This window comes from Staphylococcus sp. 510, from assembly GCF_057219715.1.
In genome coordinates this window covers 1-15,507 of record NZ_JBXVVK010000003.1, presented here as the reverse complement: position 1 = coordinate 15,507, position 15,507 = coordinate 1, and the positions used below count along the sequence as shown (strand labels likewise).

Below are 15,507 nucleotides of genomic sequence, written 5' to 3'. Positions count from 1 at the left end.
AGGAGACATTAATGAAAAACTTTAAATGGATTAATGTATTAAAAGGTTTTGGTATGGGTACGAGTGATTTAGTACCTGGTGTTAGTGGTGGTACTATAGCACTTTTACTTGGCATTTATGATGGTTTTATTAGTTCCATCAGCGGCTTATTTTCTAGAAGATTTTGGCCTAGTTTGAAATTTTTATTACCTATTATAATAGGAATGCTTTTAGCAATCGGTATATTAAGTAATCTATTTAACTATTTACTTAGTACACATGAAATTCCAACGATGTTCTTTTTTACTGGTTTAATCATCGGTATCATTCCTTACCTTCTTAAAGTGTCACGTTTTAAATCTACTTTCAAAGCAAAGCATTACATTGTAGTTTTGGTTGGCATCGCAATATTAGTGATTATGACTTTACTTAATGGTGGAGACAAGCACACAGGAGAAACATTATCTTTATCTACTAGTCTTATTATTAAATATTATATTGCAGGTATATGCGCTTCTAGTGCAATGCTCTTACCAGGAATCTCTGGTTCATTTATGTTACTTATATTTGGTGCTTATGGTACTGTAATGTTTGCTATATCTGAATTAGTTAAATTTAATTTCAACGCTTTACCCATACTTTTAATTGTAGGTTTAGGTATCCTAACTGGATTCTTAGTTTCAAGTAAATTAATCCAATACTTGTTACATCATCATACAACCATGACATTTGCATTAATTATAGGCTTCGTTATTGGATCTATATTTGCCGTTTATCCAGGTTTACCTCATTCCGCTTTGACATGGATCATTTCAATTGTCACTTTAATTATTGGCTTTATCGTTAGCTATGTCTTAGGACAAATAACTGCTAAAAATGAAGAACAAATATAAAAAGAAAGGCTCTCAAACACTTTGGTGTATGAGAGCCTTTTGATTATTTATTAATTATTCTTTGTTACCTTTTACTTTGTCGATAACGTTATTTACTGCTTCTTTAACTTTACCAGAAGCTTTATCTTCTTTACCTTCTTTTTCAAGGTTTTCATTATCAGTTACGTTACCTACAGTTTCTTTTACATTACCTTTTGCTTGTTCGAATTTATCTTCAGCCATGATGAATTCCTCCTAGAATTTATTTTGTAAGTTATTATGATTAATTTATACCACTATTCGTACTATATAAACATTTATTATCAAAAAATTTATATTAATTGAGTGTTTATTATGAAAATAATGCCTTTTTCATTATGTTATGCTTGCAAGAAAGGAGTGGTTTAATGTTAGTATTGATCATTCATTTATTAGCAACTTTATTAATATTAATATCTTTAATTTTAATTATTAAAAATCAATTCACTAAGCCTAATCATAATGCCATGTTACCTTCTGTACTTCTACTCATTGCTTCATTAATATTGTTATTTTATAACATATTAAAATGAGCTATTGGATAACTATGGATTGAATCAACATTTAAATATACAAAAATCCTCAAGCATTTTCGTCTTGAGGATTTTACTGTTTCAATCATTATTCTGCAGGCACAACGGCACCATCATATTTTTTATTAATGTAGTCTTTAATTTCTTTTGAACGTAAAACTTTCATTAATTCTTTAATTTTCTTATCATCTTTATGTCCATCTTTAACTGCGATTAAGTTAGCATATGGATTATCTTTAGCTTTTTCATATGCGATTGAATCTTTTTTAGGATTTAATTTTTGATCAATAGCATAGTTTGAGTTAATAATCACTGCATCTGCATCTTGTTTTTGATAGATTTTAGGCAAGAATTCTGCTGATTGTTTGTTATTAAATTTGATATCTTTTTTATTTTCAGTGATGTCACTGAATTTTGCATCTTCAATTTTAACACCTTTTTTAATTTTAATTAATCCTTCATCCACGAAGAATTTAAGGAAACGACCTTGTTCTGCAGGGTTGTTAGATACGTATACTGTTGCGCCTTTAGGTAAATCTTTTAAACTTTTATATTTTTTAGAGTAAACTGCCATTGGTTCTAATTCTACGTCACCAGCTGACTCAATTTTGTATCCTTTTTCTTTACTTTCAGTTTTTAAGTAAGGTGTGTGTTGGAAGAAGTTGGCATCTAATTCACCTTTATCTAATAATTTGTTAGGCGTTGTATAGTCATTGATTGTTTGAATATCTAATTTATAACCTTTTTTCTCTAATAATGGTTTGGCTTTTTCTAGAATTTCTGCGTGTGGTGCAGGTGAAGCTCCGACTTTAATCGTCTTGTCATCATCCTTACCTCCACATGCTGCTAATGCTACGGTTAAAGATAGTAATAATAAAATACCTAAAATTTTCTTCATTGATTTATCCCCTTTTCTTTAGCGTTTATCAATTTTATTTGTAACCCAATCACCAATAAATTGGATGATGAATACAATAATTAAGATGAAAACTGTTGAAACTAAAATAACGTCATTTTGATTTCGAGTGAAACCAGTTAAGTATGCTAAGTTACCTAAACCACCCGCACCAATAACGCCGGCAATTGCTGTAGATCCTACTAATGCAATTGCTGTTACTGTCAAGCCTGATACTAACGCCGGCATTGCTTCAGGTAGTAATACTTTTCTTACTACAGTCCAAGTATTAGCACCCATAGACCATGCTGCTTCAATTACCCCTTTATCTATTTCTTTGAAAGCAATTTCTACTAATCTAGCATAGAATGGCGCTGCACCTATGATTAAGGCAGGCAATGCACCTGTTGGACCACTTATTGTACCTAATACAACACTTGTAAATGGTATTAATAAAAGAATTAAAATGATGAACGGTATCGCTCTAAATAAGTTCACTATAAATGAAACAATTGAATAAAAAATTCTTGCAACTTTCGAATGACTCTTAGCTGATAAAAATAATAAAACACCTAAAATCAATCCAAATATAAAAGCAAATATTGTTGATACAACAGTCATATAAAGTGTTTCAACAATGGCTTGCCAAACTTCTGGCCATTGGACGTTTGGCATTGTAATCATTTCTTGGAGTATTTCTCCAACTGACTTACCCATGTCTTAACACCTCCACATTCACATGTTTCTCATGAAGATTATTTTTGAAAACTTCAAAATTTTCAGAACTTATAAAAGGTATATGGACGACTAAAAATCCTAACGTACCATTTCTTGTATTCTTAATGTCAGCTTCCAAAATGTTGACTTCAATCTGATGTGTTTTCGTAATGTACGATATAATCGGTTGAGTTGTATTTTCACCGTTAAAGTTTAATCGAACTATGTATGCATTGTTATCTAATGGTTCTAATGCATCTAATGATTCTTCAAAATCCTCATTTAAATCATCTTTTACAAATCGTCGTGTTACTTCGTGTTGTGGATTTTCAAATACCTGGCTTATTTGACCTTGTTCTATCACTCGTCCGTTTTCCATAACTGCAACTTCATCACATATTCGGCGAATGACTTGCATTTCATGCGTGATTAACACGATTGTTAAATTTTGTTGCTCACGTATTTTTAATAATAAGTCTAAAATTTCATCTGTAGTTTGAGGATCAAGTGCACTCGTTGCTTCATCACAAAGCAATACTGTCGGATCATTGGCTAATGCTCTAGCAATACCCACTCTTTGTTTTTGTCCACCAGACAACTCAGATGGATATGCATTTTCTCGACCTTTCAACCCTACAAGTTCTATTAATTCATTGGCCTTACGTTTAGCTTCTCCTCTAGATAAGCCTGCAATTTCTAGTGGGAATGTAATATTTTTAAGAACTGTTCTCGACCATAGTAAATTAAAATGTTGGAAAATCATACTTACTTTTTGGCGTTTCTTACGTAAATCTGACTTCGATAATTGACTTATATTATCTCCATCAATAATAACTTCTCCAGAAGTGGGTGCTTCTAAATTATTAAACATTCTAATTAAAGTACTCTTACCTGCTCCAGAAAAACCAATCACCCCAAAAATGGAACCGGATTGAATGTTTAAATCAACGTGATCTACAGCGAGTACGTCTTTATTTTTCGTATGATATCGTTTCACGATTTGTTTTAACTCAATCACGTTAATGCCTCCTTGTTTATAACTAATACAAATTAAAAAATGCTTCCTCAAAACTTTAGACTGTTTGAGAAAGCATTTTAAAATATCTTTCTCTCATCTTCTAAAGTTTACCTTTATGTGAATTGGCACCATTTCTATATAAGACGGTTGCCGGGCTTCGTAGGGCACATCCCTCCACCTCTCTCGATAAGAGTGTTTGCATGATTTAATTTTATTTAATCCTACCATCACGGTAGAGATTCGTCAATAATTATTTTAAATTTTCTAACAAATAAGGAACAGACCTAAATGCATACAACCTTTTCACTTCTTTATCCTTATTCATTAACATTAATACTGGTACTGACATAATTTGATGTGTTTCACTAAATTTCGGATGAAAGTTCATATCGATTTTCTTAACGGGGAGTTTCAAGATTTCATTTGCTATATCCAACATTCTTTCAGACACTTTACACGTCCCACATGTTGGCGTATACCCGAAAATAAGATGTTTTTCTTCTCCAAAATTTTCTGTCACATCGTCTATTTCTATAGATTTACTCATTCACTAAAACTAACCTTTCAGTTTTTAAATTAGGTATAAGGGATTTCTCTTTCTTGCAATTAAATCCATGTTTGGTAAGTACATGTGCTAAATAATTTTTAGGACAGTTTGCCACTTCGCAAAATGTTTTATCTACAAAAATATGTTCAGACTCACTTAAATATCGTTTGAACCATTTTCTAATTCGATCCCCTTCGTCATCTGAATCAGCTAAGACGAAAACTTGTTTACCATAAAGTGATTCTATCATATCATCGATCTTATCTATACTCATAGTACCATGCGTACAGATAATACTTACCGGTTCTGCGATGACTTGCTGCACTCGTTTTTTATCAGATTTACCTTCAACAATGATTACTTTGTTCACAATAGTCATAAGTATTCACCCTTTAAAAATCGAAAATTAACTATCACTATTCATTTCCACGAGGATTCTGCTTATAAAACATATACTGCAAAAACTTAAAATGAATTAACCATTTTATTACACTGTTAATATCATTTTTACAAATGTCATAAATGTTTTTTAATCTAAGTTCATCAAATTGTATGTACTCTTGCTTATATATTCCTTGCATTCGGGTCGCCTTTGCTTTCGCAATGGCATAAGTGTTTCCAAAATCTAAAGATTTAAAAAACACTAAAAAAACTCCTTGATACGAGATCGAGGAGTTTACTAATATTATTCGCCAATCATTTCTGAATATTGATCTGCTGATAATAATTCGTCAATTTGGCTTTCGTCGCTAATTTCTACTTTAACCATCCATGCTTTTTCATATGGTGATTCGTTTACAAATTCAGGACTATCTTCTAATTCTTCATTAACTTCAACTACTTTACCAGTAATTGGTGCATATAATTCAGATACAGTTTTTACAGATTCAACACTACCGAAAGTGTCGCCTTCGTTTAATTCATCATCAGTTTCAGGTAATTCAACGAATACGATATCACCTAACTCATTTTGAGCATATTCAGTAATACCAATTGTCGCTACATTTCCTTCAACTTTAACCCATTCGTGTTCTTTAGAGTATTTAAATTCGTTTGGTACTGCCACGATAAATCCCCTCCTAATTTTAAGTACATTTTAATGATGCCATACCCGCAATTATCAATCAACTATTATCTAAAAATTTTAAACCTTAAAATATTCGGGTTTAAAAATGTAAATTGCTATTTTTATAACTTTATTAAAATGAAAGTTCACTTTTTATAATTTGAAACAATCTACTTTTATAACCAAGTATTTTTATATTCTTCTTCTTTAAAGCCTAATGTAATCTTATCACCTAATATAGCTAACGGACGTTTCACTAACATGCCATCTGAAGCAAGTAATTCAAAACGTTCTTCGTCTGATAAGTCATTTAATTTATTTTTTAAATCTAATTCACGATATTTAGCACCGTGCGTATTAAATAATTTTTTAGTATCTACACCAGTTTTATCTACTATTTCTTTAAATTCATTTTTCGTAGGTGTATGTTGAACGATATCAATAGGTTCATAACTTACACCGTATTCATCTAAAAATTTAGCTGCTTTTTTGCAAGTTGTACAATTAGCATATTGGTAAAATTTAATCATCGATTTGCCTCCTTTATCTCTTAAATCCAATATATCATGTTATTTTAGAAAACGCTCTACTTTTTAAGCTTATTTTTTTATTTAAGTATTTCCATCCGTTATAATAAATTTACTAAACTTTTTCAAAGGAGCTTTTATAAATGGAAAGTATTAAAACAACTGAACAATTTAACAACACTGTCCAAAACGATCAACCTGTCATCGTCAAATTCGAAGCAGGCTGGTGCCCTGATTGTAAAGCAATGGATATGTGGATAGACCCTATCGTTGAAAAATATAAAGATTATGAATGGTATACTGTTAATCGTGATGAATTAGAAGATGTAACTGCTGAAAATGATGTTATGGGTATTCCAAGTATTTTAGTATTTAAAAATGGTGAAAAGTTAGCTCATTTACACTCAGCAAACGCTAAATCACCTGAACAAGTAGAATCATTCTTAGACGAAACATTCAATAAATAATATACAAAAATGGTCGAGACACTAATTAAGTATCATAAGTAACCACTTTATGGTTTATGACTTAGTTATGGTCTCGACCTTATTTGATTATAGCTCTATATAATCACTTTAATACTCTGAGATTAAATCTCTATTCTTACGTTTAGCTTTTGTCATTGGTTCTTCTAAATCGGTTAGATATAAGAATCCTGCTAAAATTTCATCATCTTCAATATTTAATGCTTTACGTATTTTAGGTTCAAAAATATATGCAGGCGATTTCCAACATGTACCGATACCCGCTTCATAAAGTAATAACATTAAATTTTGGGCAAATGCACCGAATGCAAAGTAATTTTCTCTATTTTGACGTTGTCTTGGATCAGCTTTCATAATCAACAACAACATACCGCCTAATTTCGTCACTTTATCATAATGATCTGCTCGCTTTTCAGGACTATTTGGGAAAGCAAAGCGTGTAATATCTTCACTCATATTTCCTAATCTATCTTTAGAAACATGTACAACTCGCCAAGGTTCTCTCATACCATGGTTAGGAGCATCGGTAGCTTTTTCTATAGCTTCATATAAAGCATTATCATCGATAGTCATATCGTGTTTAAACTTCTTGACGCTTCTTCTATTTGATATTGCATCTTGTAGTTCCAATCATATCGCTCCTTCTTCGTTCATTGATAATCTTTATCAATTATAAATTATATTTAGGCTTTGTTCAAATTGTCTACTTACTTATTATAGAAATCTATTTGTTTTTTCAATTCTTCTATGTGAATTTGTCCTGGAGCTTGCGGTTCATTTAAGCAACCATAGGATACAGTACCACCAAATACGCCCTGTGCCGTGCGACTAACTATGCCAATATCAGACATTGCTATGCCAATAATATGTTGATTTAAAGCATCAGCAGAGTCTTTGACCGCTTCTAATAGATGTAATACATCTTTTTCGTCATTTGGCATGACAGCCACTTTTAAATAGTCTGCTTCAAATTGATGCATTTTATAATAAGTGAATTTTAATTCTTCTAATGACGGTGTTTCATTAAAATTATGATGTGATAGTACCACTTGAATGCCTTTTTGATGTGCCTTATTTATGAATGATAAATAAGTATTTTTATCTTTTTTGTCATCCCATTCAATGTCTAACATCTCATATCCTGATTCATTAATAAGCTTTTGAATCACATTTTGATATTCCATTTCATTCACATGACCCTTACCTCCTTGGGAATTAGATCTATATGTGATTAATACTTTAAATTCAAATGGCAATTCCTTTAACTCATTGATAACTTGTTTAACTCCTGTAACATCAGTCCATTGATCTATCCTTAATTCAATAATATCAATACTATCTTGATAGAACTCTAAATCTTTAAACAAATCACTTATCGTTGCATCTTCAGGCGCAATCGTTACGGCTATATCTACCTTGCTCATATCAATCCCTCATTTCATTCAATACATCATTTATTGTTTATTATTTTAAACCAAATCATATCAAACCGCCATAAAGCGCGATTGCTTAGTACATCTTAGAAAAAGATTTATATATGATTGAGATAAATATTTGCGGGTATAAAAATAATATATACAAAATATAGGAGGTAATCATATATGGCAGTTCAATATGAAACTAAAGCAACAAACGTTGGTGGACGTAAAGGACACGTTCAAACTGATGATAATGCGATAAATGTAGATGTATTACCACCTCAACAAGCAGATGGTAAAGCAACAAATCCTGAGCAACTATTTGCTGCAGGTTATGCATCATGCTTTAATGGTGCTTTTGATTTAATCTTAAAACAAAACAAAGTACGTGATGCAGAACCAGAAGTAACTCTTACAGTAAGATTAGAAGATGATCCAGACGCTGAAAGTCCAAAATTAAGCGTAGATATTGATGCAAAAGTGAAGAATGTATTATCTCAAGAAGATGCAGAAAAATATCTTCAAGACGCACATGACTTTTGCCCATATTCTAAAGCAACACGCGGTAATATCGATGTTAATTTAAATGTTAAAGTAGAAGACTAAATAAAAATAGCGTTTAAAAGATTGAATACGAAAGGCACGTTCATAGTTGAACGTGCCTATTTTTTATATTAACTCTTTAAGTAATTTCCCCCATCCTACCAATAATTTTGGTATACTGAATATATAATATATGCAAACAAGTAATTAAATAATTATTTTATCAAAGTTGTTAAAAGTGTTTTTGCCTGTTTTTAAATTATTATTGAAAGTTTTTATTAAATATTTTATTATGTAATTAATTAGCTACTTCAAATTAATCAACCCTTTGAATCAGGAGGTCACTATGAACAACATACGTACATTAACCTTAGATGATTTAGCATCATATAAAACACTTTTATCAGGGGAACACCACACATATTCATGGGATCGCTATTATTTGGATCACGTATCCGACGATGCTTTGACAAAAATTTTATCTTCAGAAACTAGTCATATCAATGTTTTTGGTGCTTTTGAAGATGATGTTCTAGTTGCAACTGCAACATTGAGACAAAGTAAATATGTAGGTAAACAACACAAAGCAATCATCTTAAATAACTTTGTAAAAGATAATGACGAAGTAATTAACAGAGAATTAATCAATTATATTATTCATTATGCGGATCAAAAGAACTTAGAAACGATACTTACATCCGTTACTTCTAGTAACATCAGTGCTAAAGTATTTTTTAGTTCTCTAGGATTTGAAAATCTTGGTTTTGAGAAAAATGCTAGTAAAATTGGTGACGAATACTTTGATGAACATTGGTTATCTTATGATTTGAGAAATAGCTAATATTTGCGTTTGATTAAAAAGTATAAATGAACAATGCACACACTATTCATTTAAATATTTAAAACAGATTCACGCTATAAGATACATTTAAAGCTCAACATTGCCAAAATTGCAACGTCGAGCTTATTTTTATATAGTAGGATCGATCAATTCAATAAAATTAAATTGTCCATCTTGATATTCAAATTTTAAAATATGACAATTTCCTATGTCATACGAACTGCCCTCTTCATAACCCAAGCACTTTCTAATGAAAAGTCCTATAGTGCTACCGTGACTTACAGCTAACGTTGTTTTACCACTATGATGTTCCATAATTTCAGTTAGTGTATCTGTCATACGTTGTTCTACTTGTAAACGTGACTCTCCACCGAAAGGAACTACATAATCTCCATAAAGCGTTTTAGGCTGTTTGATTTTCTTAAGTAATTCAATACTCTCTCCCTCAAATACACCAAAATGCCATTCTTTTAAACCTTTTAACCGAACATATTTTTGTTGATGGTTAGGTACAGCATTCTCAAGTGTATCACACGCTCTTTCCTGAGAAGATGTAAATAAGGCATCAAATTCAATCTTATTATTCTTAAAATAACGAGCAGCGGCTTGAGCTTGTTCAATTCCACGGTCTGTTAAGGGGGAATCACTTGCCCCTTGAATTTTACCCTTTAAATTAAAAACTGTTTGACCATGTCTCATTAAATATAAAATCTTTGTCAATTTTTACACCTCTACTAAACTACTATTCACAATTCATTCGATTACAACGAGTTGTTTATCTAATACCATTAAATCACTACTAAAACCGTTAGTAAATCAACAATTTATTGATAAATTAACTGTTTAATAGGGTTTGGCTACCCATAAAAAGGGTATAACTTAACACTAGATTTACATTTGTTAAAGGAGTGTTAAATAAAATGGAGTCTCATGATTACAATTATGTGAACCCGCAAAATGTATCACTTGATTGGGAATGTTTTATTGTTAGTAAGAGTGATATGTTATTAGACGGCGTACCAAATGAGCTCATTAACACCTGGTTAGATAACGACATCATAAAGCCGTTTAGTATCAAAAATAATGATATTAATTTTAAAACGAAAGACGTTTGGCATGCTTTAAACCAACAAAATTGGTATTACTTAAGTTAATTGATATAAACTAATCGCTCTATTGGTGCTTTCAATAAGTTGAGGGTCCTTATAATTAGATAACACATACGATCGAATAACATACTTATTTTTCTCATCTTTTGGGAATTTGTGATCTTTATTAATATAGTTAGCTAAACTTCCAAATGGTGTATCATCATTAATAAAACCTATAATAAAATCATAAAATGTCATATCACATACCCCCTTATCTTAATCTATAGCTGATTTGTATTTAATCTTATCAGAAAACTCGAGATTGTAAATGTGCAAAATTCAATTTTGCACATTTTTTATTAATTTTTAATATTTCTTCAATTAATTTCTCATTTTTTATTCACATTTAATCGATAGTTATATCATTTCTATATTTACCAAATCTCAATTAATGATATGATAAGAATAAGAGTTTTAAAATCAAAGATGCATTTTCCAGAGGTGAAGCACCTATGAAACGATACATTTTACATGCAATCAATATCATTTTAACGATATTACTTATTATTTTTAATGTGATTATTACTTATAATACAAACCTAGACGAAACCTTGTGGTTAGTGCCTGGATTAATTGTATGCGGTTTGATTATGATGATTAGCTTTACTATTGCTATTACCATTAAGGACTTATTAAGTGAAGTTCTTTTCTTTATTAATATTATTCTTACACTGTATTACATTTATCCAATTTTTTATGATTTTCTTTAAAGAGATAGGAGGTTAAAAAATGAGCTTGCATTTTACAATTCTTTTTTGGCTTTCACTTATATTTATCATAGCTGGCGCAATCATTCTAGCTATCATGCTTAAAACTAAAAAAGAATCTAAGAAGGAATCTTATCTTGGTTTCACCATTGTATTCTTCATTTTTGGATTAGCAATGTTGATTTATACATTGTTATTCGGACTCTAGTCCTGAAAAAATACGTTCAGTTGCCTTGTAGCTGAACGTTTTATTTTAATACTATATTAATTTTTATGTATTTTACATTTATAAAGGAGCCTTTAATCATTGTATAAAAAGTTCGTATACATATTAATTTTTACTATAATCCTCAATATATGCTTGACCTTACCACCTTTGCATAGCAATATTGCTAATGCCGAAGATACTTCTATGTCCAAATCAAAACAAGACTTCCAACTGCAACCTGGAGATATCATTATAACTAAAGGTCCTGTCTTATTCGGCTTTTTTGGTCATTCAAGCATTGCCATTGATCATGATACCGTATTGCAAATTGAAGGCCCTGGTGACAAACCTATCACTGAATCATTTGAATCATTTAAATCAAGATTTGGTGAAGGTAAAGATGACTGGATTAAAATATACCGTTGTGCAAAGCCTGGCGCTGGTGAAAAGGCTGCTCAATGGACTAAAGATAACTACGAAAATACTGATCATAGATATTTAGTAACATTAAATCTTAAAAGTAAACATTTCACTTACTGCACAAAAATTATCTACCAAGCCTATAAAGAAGGTGTAAGTCAAAATGCAGTAACCGACCACGGTATGTATATCATTTCACCTTATGCACTTAAAGATAACTTTACAGACGAATACCATTTAAAATTAGTGAAAACATATTAAAACGCCCTACTCTATTTAAGTCATTTTACAAATGATGAGTAAGGCGTTTATTCATGCGATTAGACTTCTTTAAAATAATTAACAAACTGGTCATTTTTTTCTAATAAATCAAGATAAGATATCGCCCCAAATGGAATAATTCTTGTGCAATTCTTCATAGGATAAATAATGACCTCATGTTCATAATCAACGTGGATATCGTTTTCTAAAATGACACGTTTATTCCCAAATACTACCGCAACTGCTTTGAAACCATCGTCATTTAAATATCGTCTTAATAATTCTTTATCCATATCATCACATCCCTTTAACTACATATTACCACGTTAACATTAAGAAATTGTTAATATTTAGCGTTATTTTACATTAACTAAATAAAAAGAATCTTATAGTGGACGCCTTGATATAATTGAAGTTATTATTATTTCGTATTTTTAGGTTTTTCGAAATATTTTAATTAATATAATTAATATGTAGTTGTAGTCAAATTACTTGTTAAACGTATTAAAAAATTGATATGATTTATAAATCAAAAATTGATTATTAAGGAGAGAGTATGAAAAGGAACATGAGTCTTTATACTAAATTGTACTATTTATCAATCATATTAATAGTCATCGCAATCTTGATTGTGGCTTTAATATTTTATAATACACGAAAAAACATGAATCAATCGAATTTAGATCGATACAATAATTTTCAAGAACTTAAAACAAATACCAAAGAGCATAAGGACTGGAGAATTGTCACAAAAGAGCGTAAACATCACGATATTTTAGTCACTGCCATACATGGTGGCGGTATTGAACCAGGGACAACAGAACTTGCGCGCCGTATTTCTAATGTAGGTCACTATGATTTCTATTCATTTGAAGGGTTACGTAAGAAAAATAATGATCAACTTCACATTACATCTACAAATTATGACGAACCTAAATTACATCCAATGTTAAAAACTGCTGAGCAAACTGTTTCAATACATGGTTTTTCAGGGGATGACTCTATCGTTTTTGTTGGTGGTAAAGATAAAAAAATGGCCAAATCTATAGCCAAATCACTTCGACATAAAGGATTTACTGTTAAAGAAAGCCCAAATGAGATTGATGCCAAATCGTCTAAAAACTTTGTCAATGAGAATGAAAATGACTCAGGTGTGCAATTAGAATTAACCACAAAACAAAGAGAACAGTTTTTCAAAAATCATAAGCTAAGTAGAAAAGTTCGTTCTAATCCTGATAATTATACAAAAACGTTCTATAAATTTGCGAATGCCGTTCAAGATGGTGTCAAAAAAGCAAAAGAGTCATAATTTTGTCAGTAATTGAATGCGTAATTCGTTTTGTAAATTGAAAATATAGGGTAAAAGATATTTAGTGTAATATTGGGGAGGAAAATAATATGGACGAACTAACTAAAGAACAAAAATATACCATCGCAAAATTTTATAAATTATACATGGAACGTTCTAATGATGGACAAACCGAACAAGAAGCCAATCATTTTAAGGATTCTATAACGACTCAAGATGATTATTTTTGTGATCGAAATTACGATGACTTTGTTGAAAATTTAAAAGTTCTAATTGAACACGGTTATATTGATGGTCAAATTGAAGATAACCAAATCAACGATATCAAAATGACAACAAAAGCATTTACTGATATTGAAAAAAGTTTTGGCTAATACAATTCATCTATCATTAAGTCAATATATGTTCGATTTGTTTGGAAATGAATTTCTCTATAGGAGGTATAAAGAACGTGGCAGAATGGAAAATTAACAATCATTCAAAAAGACAATTTGCAATCCAACGAAATAACAATGAAATTTCTATTGTTGAACCACAAAACAACGGAAGTTTTAAAATACTAGCTGAAATCGACACACATAATCAAATTACCCATGTACATGATCCCCTACTATATGTGTCAGCTGATACTCATAATGCAGAATTAAATATCTTTGATCATTCATAAGTGTTGTCTAAATATAGAAAACAAAAATTTAATAGCACACATTGAACAATACACAATATTTTTGATTTTACATCTTTTCTAATACTCATATCATTTTCAAATTTAAATCTTTTGTAATTTTAAGTTCCATTCAACTATATAAAATATATAACTTGAAGTTTAATTTTCCTTTTCTAATTATCAATATAATAAAGTGGTAAAAGGCTTATATTTATGGTAATCTTAATTTGTTAAACTTTGTGAGTGTTTAACATTACTTCTTGTTAGCGTCAACTTAACTTTAATTTTCGTCATTATTAAAGTTAACGTTGGCGTTTTTTTAATTATAATAAAATACTTTGAATTATCATTACATTTCTTTATACAAATTAATAAAAATATTCACAATTTTAAAAAAAGAAAAAGATGTAAAATAACAATAATATGTAGTAAACTTAAGATAATTAAGAATCTTAGGAGGATTATATGAAAAAATTATTTTGGTTGGTTCTATGTAGTTTTTTAGTTTTAGGTGCATGTAGTCAAAGTGATCATGATTCAAAACAAGATGAAAAGAAATCAACACAAAAAGATAAAAAAGACTCTAAGAGTAGTAATGATGATACAGTCAAAAAAGTGAAGGATAGTGCTAAAAAGAAAGACAATCCTAAATCTCAAGATGACAAAGGAAATAAAGAACGCGTAGATGGTGATAAAGCAAATTAATCATCGTACTTAAAAATCTCAGCTTAGATGTTAACTACATTTAAGCTGTTTTTTCAAACACTTAAGCAAAATCCAACAAAATTGTACTTAATTGTATTAAACTCTATTTAATATCAATTTTGTACTTTAATAGATAGCCAATTGTTATTTTTGCGTAAACCATGTTGTAACATCTTTATGATAGTAATCCTTATTCATATACATAACTGAGGAAAGGATGTGGTTAACATGAGAGACACAAAATTTAGCCAGGAAGAACTAGAAACAATTCAACGTTTCTATAATTCAAGAAGACGTACAGTTTGCTGTTCAAATCCTAAACTTACATTTTCAGAAGATGTGTTCTTTATTCCTACAGCAGCAAATCAATCTAACGGCATCGAAGCTTTCGCTACGTATTGCGAAAACTGTGGACAAACTAAAATTTTTAATCTTAATGTTATGCATAACGCAAAATTTTAAATTAAAATCTATTAAGTATTAACATTGATTGATAGTTTTTTGTTTTATATATTATATTTATACTAAACACTCCCAATTTCATTAATGAACTGGGAGTGTTTTACATATTTAAATAATTCTAATTAAATAATGGCATA

The 15,507-nt window shown here is 30.2% G+C and carries 27 protein-coding genes and 1 riboswitch; of the genes, 14 read left to right on the top strand and 13 right to left on the bottom strand.

Annotated elements, in window-relative coordinates; all coding sequences use genetic code 11:
* Nucleotides 1–11: 11 nt before the first annotated feature.
* Nucleotides 12–872 (top strand): polyprenyl-phosphate transporter PopT, encoded by an 861-nt coding sequence (gene popT / locus AC2D8K_RS03070; RefSeq protein WP_075778054.1) that lies wholly within the window; start codon nt 12–14, stop codon nt 870–872.
* A 54-nt stretch (nt 873–926) separates the two neighbouring features.
* Here the strand turns inward: popT and AC2D8K_RS03065 are convergent, their stop codons facing one another.
* Nucleotides 927–1,097, bottom strand: coding sequence for a CsbD family protein (locus tag AC2D8K_RS03065; protein ID WP_171001918.1), 171 nt, complete (start codon nt 1,095–1,097; stop codon nt 927–929).
* A 161-nt stretch (nt 1,098–1,258) separates the two neighbouring features.
* On the opposite strand from AC2D8K_RS03065, the gene AC2D8K_RS03060 reads away from it, so the two are divergent.
* Complete coding sequence (locus AC2D8K_RS03060) at nt 1,259–1,423, top strand: hypothetical protein (RefSeq protein ID WP_002450851.1); 165 nt, start codon at nt 1,259–1,261, stop codon at nt 1,421–1,423.
* An 88-nt stretch (nt 1,424–1,511) separates the two neighbouring features.
* Here the strand turns inward: AC2D8K_RS03060 and AC2D8K_RS03055 are convergent, their stop codons facing one another.
* The 7 genes from AC2D8K_RS03055 to AC2D8K_RS03025 form a co-directional block, all read right to left on the bottom strand.
* Nucleotides 1,512–2,321 (bottom strand): MetQ/NlpA family ABC transporter substrate-binding protein, encoded by an 810-nt coding sequence (locus tag AC2D8K_RS03055; RefSeq protein WP_002467439.1) that lies wholly within the window; start codon nt 2,319–2,321, stop codon nt 1,512–1,514.
* 18 nt (nt 2,322–2,339) lie between these two features.
* Nucleotides 2,340–3,035 (bottom strand): methionine ABC transporter permease, encoded by a 696-nt coding sequence (locus AC2D8K_RS03050; RefSeq protein ID WP_002450853.1) that lies wholly within the window; start codon nt 3,033–3,035, stop codon nt 2,340–2,342.
* Nucleotides 3,028–4,053 carry a methionine ABC transporter ATP-binding protein gene (locus AC2D8K_RS03045; RefSeq protein ID WP_484697992.1) on the bottom strand — a complete coding sequence of 342 codons (1,026 nt, stop codon included), beginning with the start codon at nt 4,051–4,053 and terminating at the stop codon, nt 3,028–3,030. Before AC2D8K_RS03045 ends, AC2D8K_RS03050 begins: the two co-directional genes overlap by 8 nt.
* A 90-nt stretch (nt 4,054–4,143) precedes the next feature.
* A riboswitch (SAM riboswitch) is annotated at nt 4,144–4,246 on the bottom strand.
* A gap of 57 nt (nt 4,247–4,303) precedes the next feature.
* Nucleotides 4,304–4,600, bottom strand: coding sequence for a thioredoxin family protein (locus AC2D8K_RS03040; RefSeq protein ID WP_002450855.1), 297 nt, complete (start codon nt 4,598–4,600; stop codon nt 4,304–4,306).
* Nucleotides 4,593–4,979 (bottom strand): toprim domain-containing protein, encoded by a 387-nt coding sequence (locus tag AC2D8K_RS03035; protein WP_002450856.1) that lies wholly within the window; start codon nt 4,977–4,979, stop codon nt 4,593–4,595. Before AC2D8K_RS03035 ends, AC2D8K_RS03040 begins: the two co-directional genes overlap by 8 nt.
* Nucleotides 4,980–5,285: 306 nt before the next feature.
* The gene (gcvH, locus tag AC2D8K_RS03030; protein WP_002450857.1) at nt 5,286–5,666 is read right to left on the bottom strand and encodes a glycine cleavage system protein GcvH; all 381 of its coding nucleotides are present in this window, start codon (nt 5,664–5,666) and stop codon (nt 5,286–5,288) included.
* Nucleotides 5,667–5,842: 176 nt separating this feature from the next.
* A complete protein-coding gene (locus AC2D8K_RS03025; RefSeq protein WP_002450858.1) occupies nt 5,843–6,196 on the bottom strand; it encodes an arsenate reductase family protein in 354 nt (117 codons plus the stop codon).
* 140 nt (nt 6,197–6,336) lie between these two features.
* On the opposite strand from AC2D8K_RS03025, the gene AC2D8K_RS03020 reads away from it, so the two are divergent.
* A complete protein-coding gene (locus AC2D8K_RS03020) occupies nt 6,337–6,660 on the top strand; it encodes a thioredoxin family protein (RefSeq protein ID WP_002450859.1) in 324 nt (107 codons plus the stop codon).
* Nucleotides 6,661–6,768: 108 nt separating this feature from the next.
* Here AC2D8K_RS03020 and AC2D8K_RS03015 read toward each other — a convergent pair whose 3' ends face one another.
* Nucleotides 6,769–7,308, bottom strand: a complete 540-nt coding sequence (locus tag AC2D8K_RS03015; RefSeq protein ID WP_002450860.1) for a nitroreductase family protein — start codon at nt 7,306–7,308, stop codon at nt 6,769–6,771.
* Nucleotides 7,309–7,385: 77 nt separating this feature from the next.
* Entirely contained in the window at nt 7,386–8,102 is a 717-nt protein-coding gene (gene aroD / locus AC2D8K_RS03010; RefSeq protein ID WP_002450861.1) for a type I 3-dehydroquinate dehydratase, read from the bottom strand.
* A gap of 177 nt (nt 8,103–8,279) precedes the next feature.
* On the opposite strand from aroD, the gene AC2D8K_RS03005 reads away from it, so the two are divergent.
* Nucleotides 8,280–8,702 carry an organic hydroperoxide resistance protein gene (locus AC2D8K_RS03005; RefSeq protein WP_002450862.1) on the top strand — a complete coding sequence of 141 codons (423 nt, stop codon included), beginning with the start codon at nt 8,280–8,282 and terminating at the stop codon, nt 8,700–8,702.
* 283 nt (nt 8,703–8,985) lie between these two features.
* The gene (locus AC2D8K_RS03000) at nt 8,986–9,480 is read left to right on the top strand and encodes a GNAT family N-acetyltransferase (RefSeq protein ID WP_002450863.1); all 495 of its coding nucleotides are present in this window, start codon (nt 8,986–8,988) and stop codon (nt 9,478–9,480) included.
* 129 nt (nt 9,481–9,609) lie between these two features.
* Here AC2D8K_RS03000 and AC2D8K_RS02995 read toward each other — a convergent pair whose 3' ends face one another.
* Nucleotides 9,610–10,200, bottom strand: coding sequence for a histidine phosphatase family protein (locus AC2D8K_RS02995; RefSeq protein ID WP_002450864.1), 591 nt, complete (start codon nt 10,198–10,200; stop codon nt 9,610–9,612).
* A 200-nt stretch (nt 10,201–10,400) separates the two neighbouring features.
* Here AC2D8K_RS02995 and AC2D8K_RS02990 point away from each other — a divergent pair, with 200 nt between their 5' ends.
* Nucleotides 10,401–10,634, top strand: coding sequence for a hypothetical protein (locus tag AC2D8K_RS02990; protein ID WP_002450865.1), 234 nt, complete (start codon nt 10,401–10,403; stop codon nt 10,632–10,634).
* Here AC2D8K_RS02990 and AC2D8K_RS02985 read toward each other — a convergent pair.
* Entirely contained in the window at nt 10,626–10,829 is a 204-nt protein-coding gene (locus AC2D8K_RS02985; RefSeq protein ID WP_002450866.1) for a sterile alpha motif-like domain-containing protein, read from the bottom strand. The genes AC2D8K_RS02990 and AC2D8K_RS02985 overlap by 9 nt on opposite strands.
* A 254-nt stretch (nt 10,830–11,083) precedes the next feature.
* Between AC2D8K_RS02985 and tsaA the strand changes: the two genes are divergently transcribed.
* The 3 genes from tsaA to lnsA all read left to right on the top strand — a co-directional run bounded on the left by tsaA (nt 11,084) and on the right by lnsA (nt 12,227).
* Nucleotides 11,084–11,341: a type II toxin-antitoxin system antitoxin TsaA gene (tsaA, locus tag AC2D8K_RS02980; RefSeq protein ID WP_002450867.1), complete on the top strand. Its 258-nt coding sequence runs from the start codon at nt 11,084–11,086 to the stop codon at nt 11,339–11,341.
* Nucleotides 11,342–11,360: 19 nt separating this feature from the next.
* A complete protein-coding gene (gene tsaT, locus AC2D8K_RS02975; RefSeq protein ID WP_002450868.1) occupies nt 11,361–11,546 on the top strand; it encodes a type II toxin-antitoxin system toxin TsaT in 186 nt (61 codons plus the stop codon).
* Nucleotides 11,547–11,645: 99 nt separating this feature from the next.
* Nucleotides 11,646–12,227 carry a lipoprotein N-acylation protein LnsA gene (gene lnsA, locus AC2D8K_RS02970; RefSeq protein ID WP_037551972.1) on the top strand — a complete coding sequence of 194 codons (582 nt, stop codon included), beginning with the start codon at nt 11,646–11,648 and terminating at the stop codon, nt 12,225–12,227.
* 59 nt (nt 12,228–12,286) lie between these two features.
* Here lnsA and AC2D8K_RS02965 read toward each other — a convergent pair whose 3' ends face one another.
* Entirely contained in the window at nt 12,287–12,520 is a 234-nt protein-coding gene (locus AC2D8K_RS02965; RefSeq protein ID WP_002450870.1) for a hypothetical protein, read from the bottom strand.
* A gap of 263 nt (nt 12,521–12,783) precedes the next feature.
* Between AC2D8K_RS02965 and AC2D8K_RS02960 the strand changes: the two genes are divergently transcribed.
* The 5 genes from AC2D8K_RS02960 to AC2D8K_RS02940 all read left to right on the top strand — a co-directional run bounded on the left by AC2D8K_RS02960 (nt 12,784) and on the right by AC2D8K_RS02940 (nt 15,370).
* Nucleotides 12,784–13,536 carry a poly-gamma-glutamate hydrolase family protein gene (locus AC2D8K_RS02960; protein WP_484697988.1) on the top strand — a complete coding sequence of 251 codons (753 nt, stop codon included), beginning with the start codon at nt 12,784–12,786 and terminating at the stop codon, nt 13,534–13,536.
* An 89-nt stretch (nt 13,537–13,625) separates the two neighbouring features.
* A complete protein-coding gene (locus tag AC2D8K_RS02955; protein WP_002450872.1) occupies nt 13,626–13,910 on the top strand; it encodes a hypothetical protein in 285 nt (94 codons plus the stop codon).
* A gap of 77 nt (nt 13,911–13,987) precedes the next feature.
* Nucleotides 13,988–14,203 (top strand): hypothetical protein, encoded by a 216-nt coding sequence (locus tag AC2D8K_RS02950; RefSeq protein WP_002450873.1) that lies wholly within the window; start codon nt 13,988–13,990, stop codon nt 14,201–14,203.
* A 465-nt stretch (nt 14,204–14,668) separates the two neighbouring features.
* Nucleotides 14,669–14,908: a hypothetical protein gene (locus tag AC2D8K_RS02945; RefSeq protein ID WP_002450874.1), complete on the top strand. Its 240-nt coding sequence runs from the start codon at nt 14,669–14,671 to the stop codon at nt 14,906–14,908.
* 228 nt (nt 14,909–15,136) lie between these two features.
* The gene (locus tag AC2D8K_RS02940; protein ID WP_002450875.1) at nt 15,137–15,370 is read left to right on the top strand and encodes a hypothetical protein; all 234 of its coding nucleotides are present in this window, start codon (nt 15,137–15,139) and stop codon (nt 15,368–15,370) included.
* Nucleotides 15,371–15,507: the final 137 nt, after the last annotated feature.